Source organism: Mesorhizobium alhagi CCNWXJ12-2, from assembly GCF_000236565.1.
Lineage (GTDB): Bacteria > Pseudomonadota > Alphaproteobacteria > Rhizobiales > Rhizobiaceae > Allomesorhizobium > Allomesorhizobium alhagi.
In genome coordinates this window covers 1-3,550 of sequence record NZ_AHAM01000275.1, presented here as the reverse complement: position 1 = coordinate 3,550, position 3,550 = coordinate 1, and the positions used below count along the sequence as shown (strand labels likewise).

Annotated in this window: 4 protein-coding genes and 2 pseudogenes; 3 read left to right on the top strand and 3 right to left on the bottom strand. The window is 62.6% G+C overall.

Annotated features, from left to right (window positions below; translation table 11 throughout):
* From MAXJ12_RS39290 to MAXJ12_RS29035, 3 genes and pseudogenes are all read left to right on the top strand, one after another.
* Positions 1 to 133, top strand: a pseudogene (locus tag MAXJ12_RS39290) (anti-sigma factor family protein); the annotation flags it as partial.
* Positions 93 to 811 (top strand): annotated as a pseudogene (locus MAXJ12_RS40235) (adenylate/guanylate cyclase domain-containing protein). The pseudogenes MAXJ12_RS39290 and MAXJ12_RS40235, both read left to right, overlap by 41 nt.
* A 429-nt stretch (positions 812 to 1,240) precedes the next feature.
* Entirely contained in the window at positions 1,241 to 1,729 is a 489-nt protein-coding gene (locus MAXJ12_RS29035) for a nucleoside deaminase (protein ID WP_008839720.1), read from the top strand.
* Between the two features lie 459 nt (positions 1,730 to 2,188).
* On the opposite strand, the gene MAXJ12_RS34700 is transcribed toward MAXJ12_RS29035, so the two are convergent.
* The 3 genes from MAXJ12_RS34700 to MAXJ12_RS38600 form a co-directional block, all read right to left on the bottom strand.
* Positions 2,189 to 2,698 carry a PqqD family protein gene (locus MAXJ12_RS34700; RefSeq protein ID WP_008839719.1) on the bottom strand — a complete coding sequence of 170 codons (510 nt, stop codon included), beginning with the start codon at positions 2,696 to 2,698 and terminating at the stop codon, positions 2,189 to 2,191.
* Complete coding sequence (locus tag MAXJ12_RS29025) at positions 2,674 to 3,123, bottom strand: hypothetical protein (protein WP_008839718.1); 450 nt, start codon at positions 3,121 to 3,123, stop codon at positions 2,674 to 2,676. Before MAXJ12_RS29025 ends, MAXJ12_RS34700 begins: the two co-directional genes overlap by 25 nt.
* A gap of 233 nt (positions 3,124 to 3,356) precedes the next feature.
* A partial coding sequence (locus MAXJ12_RS38600; RefSeq protein WP_008839716.1) for a hypothetical protein occupies positions 3,357 to 3,550 on the bottom strand: 194 nt, incomplete at its 5' end.

Below are 3,550 nucleotides of genomic sequence, written 5' to 3'. Positions count from 1 at the left end.
GGCCGCACGCGTCATGTCCGATTTGAGAACCCGCGATGAATTGCGGCTTGCGCTGGCCGGCCCGCTGCGCATCTCGCGCCCCACCACGAACGATGCCGCGCGCCGGCTTGAACGCGGGCTTGTTCAGCGCCGGAGCGCGAGTTCCAGCGCTCGGAGAGGCTGCTGGTCAACATTCTTCCCCCGAAGGTCGCCGAGCGCCTGAAGGACCGGCCCGAGACGATGATCGCCGACGCCTATCCGGCTGCGTCCATCCTGTTCACCGATATGGGCGGCTTCACCGCGCGCGCCAGCGATACGACTCCGGAGGAATTGTGGCGTTTCTCAATGGCGTCTACATGCGCCTCGACGGCCTGGTCGAACGCCACGGGCTCGAAAAGATCAAGACCACCGGCGATGCCTATATGGTGGTCAGCGGGTGCCGGAGCCGCTATCCGACCATGCAGCGCCGCTCGCCGCGCTCGCGCTCGACATCCGCGATGCGATTGCGGGGCTCACTGATCCCAAGGGGCGTGCGGTGCCGATGCGCATCGGCATCGCCTCCGGCCCGGTGGTGGCGGGCGTCGTCGGCTCCCGCAAGTTTTTCTACGACGTGTGGGGCGATGCGGTGAATACCGCCTCGCGCATGGAATCGACCGGCGAGGCCGGCAAGATCCAGGTGGCGCCGGCAACGCGCGAGCTGCTGGGGGAGCGCTTCGCCTTCGAGGAGCGCGGCGTGGTCGAGGTGCGCGGCAAAGGGCCGATGTGCACGTGGTGGCTGCTCGGCCAACGTGCGGAAGGGCCGATCCGCAATGCAGGGGATGGTGCGCGATAACGGGACGGACGACAGCGCCTGAAGCGATATCCCGACTTTCGTCGCTGTCAACGGCGCCCTGGAGACAGTGCGGGGCAGCTTTCTAAAGTTGCCAAAGCACATGAGCAGAAGTTCGGACAAACACACACCAGGAGGCAGCTTCGGTCATGAGCCCGATTCCGGCGAATGTCGGCTTTTGAGACGTCGCCCCGGCCTCAGGAATGACCGGATTGGGTCACGGGCGTGAGTTCGGCCGATGGCGAGCGAACTTCCTCAAGGGGTCGGGAACAGGTGTTCCGCATTCGGTACCAAGGGTCAGATTTTCACCACTAGGAAGTCATGGATAAATGGAAAAAGCCCCACCGGACTAGGTTGTTGACTGAATCTGCCGACTTGAGTCGGCGGATTGTTCGGCACTATGATCAAGCGGCGCTGCAGGAGGATCGGCCGATGCCACAACGCCCCTATGATGAGCGCCTGCTCCGTCGGGCATTCGAAGTCGCGCGCAAGGCCAGCGATGCTGGCGAACATCCCTTTGGTTCGCTCCTCGCTGACAAAGACGGCAATGTGTTGCGCGAGCAACTCAACGGTTACAAATCCGGAGGGGGCGACCGCACCGCTCATGCCGAAAGTCTGCTGGCCCGATGGGCGGGGATGAATTTCAGTCTCGAAAAGCTGGCCTCTTGCACACTCTACACTTCGGCCGAACCTTGCGCGATGTGCTCCGGGACGATTTATTGGGCGGGCATCGGACGGGTCGTCTTTGGGCAAAGCGAACATGACCTCAAGCGATTGACAGGTGCACACGTCGAAAATCCCACACTCGACCTGCCCTGCACGATCGTCTTCGAAGCTGGGCAGCGTCCGACTGAAGTCGTCGGCCCGCTGCTTGCCGATGAAGCGGCGCAACTCCAGGCCGATTTCTGGAAAGACAAGTAGCTCAATTGCCGCGCGCGCGGATCAACCCCGTTCACTTATGAGCACAGGCGGTTGAAAGGCTGTACGGTCTTCCACCGCTTGCGTGGTATCCTTAAAATGCTTGGTCCTTCCCTGAAGAGGTCCTTCCCATGGAACGGAACTAGCGGTGATCCTCGCCGCAGACGCGGTTGGCTACTCGGCTCTCATGGAGCGCGACGAGGCGGGAACGTTTGACCGCCTGCAGCCGGCCCGGGTGACGGCAACTGCGCCAAGAAAACCCAACTGCTCACAAGCTGAACAGCCGGGCCAGCGTTCCAGTTCCGCCTGATGGAAGAAACCATCTTTTGTCACTGCCCTTCGGACCGCGCCGACCGACAGGATCGCGATGTCGTCGAGGCAAAGACAGTGCGCTTCAAAGAGAAGATCGAAGGCCTGCGCCGACAGATGCAGGCTCTCCAGGAGATGGCAAGAAGGTCGAGATCAACTGGCACATGGTTGGCCAGTGGTTTCGTTGAGCGCTGAAAGGATCAGTTTTCGCGCGCTCATCTCTTCAAACAGGATGCGAATGTCGTGTCGCACGCGCCGACGATCCAGGTCAGGAAAGGCGGTGCGAACAAGGGTCACCGCCTGAGCCTTGCTCAGCGGCTCGGTAAGCATCTTCCAGATGGCGCCTGCAATCGGGTTCAGATAGAAGATCGCGTCCCGATCACCCAGGACGAGAAAGTATTCGCCGTCGAGGGTTTCGGCGATGACGTCGGGGTTGCGGCGATAGAACGGGCTGCCTCTCCGCGGACAAAGGACGGTACCGGCTGCCGCGCCGACATCGGCCGGCTCCGATACGACGGTGGCGCCTGCGACAGAGGGCGGGAAGGCGCCAGAAGCCGTTGAGACGAACGACGTCTTGAGGAGGTCGACGGCCTCGTCGATATCCGAGTAGATGAGGCGATAGCAGGGCGTTTCCTCGATCAGCGCCCGGAGCCGGGCGAACATGGCAACCGCGCTTCCCGGCCGAACAAAATTTTGCCGAACGATGTGCTGAAGGCCAACCCGCGAGGTGCGGCCAGGAGTTCGGCGGCCCTGTGAATCTGGCGCTCCAGCAGGACAAAGGCGCCAATCGGGCAGCTCTCGCCGAACGGCGCGAGCAGTGGTGCCGCAAGCTCAAGATATTTATAACGGCCATCGGCCGCCCCCTGGTTCTCCATGACGAAGCGGGTCAGCGTCGCGCCGGCAGTTTCTGGCAAGGGTAGCCTCAGTCGAGGCGAAATGCCGAGCGACATGCCTTCGTCATCCGGCGTCAGGGGAAGGAGGTCATCGGCGTGGACTGCAACGCCTTCGGCGGCCAGTCGTGCGATCAGGGTGCTCTTCCCGGCACGATTCGTGCTGGGAAAAACGACCAGACGCTCCGCAAATTCCACGGCCCCACAATGCATGCAGAGCACTGCCGGGTGGGCGTCGAACCAGGCGCGAACGAGATCGATAATGAGGCTGCAGACCGCGCAGACGTCGGTCTCCTCGACAACAGGCGTGTCAAGCTACGGCTCCTCGATCCAGTAGCGACCGCTTACCGTGCCTCGGACGACGATGATGGGCTGGGTCGCCGGATCGGATTCCCCGACAGTGAAGGGCCAACTCGCGACGATCTTGCGCATCAATGGGACGAGATGCCGCTGTCGATAAGGCGGATCGGCTGCGGTATGCCCTTGAACGTCAGGTCCATCATTGTTCCTCGTTGAACGAGGCCTCCCGCGATCAGGACGATCGCGGGAGACGCCAATCGCCGTCTGAACGTCAGCTTCCGGCGAAGACCCGGCGCGCCCAGCGCGGCGCGCGGGCGCGGGCAAC

Excerpts from the sequence above, each read along its gene's own strand:
- MAXJ12_RS34700 (WP_008839719.1), bottom strand. The coding sequence starts at position 2,698 with ATGTTCGCCCGGCTCCGGGCGCTGATCGAGGAAACGCCCTGCTATCGC.
- MAXJ12_RS29035 (WP_008839720.1), top strand. The coding sequence starts at position 1,241 with ATGCCACAACGCCCCTATGATGAGCGCCTGCTCCGTCGGGCATTCGAA.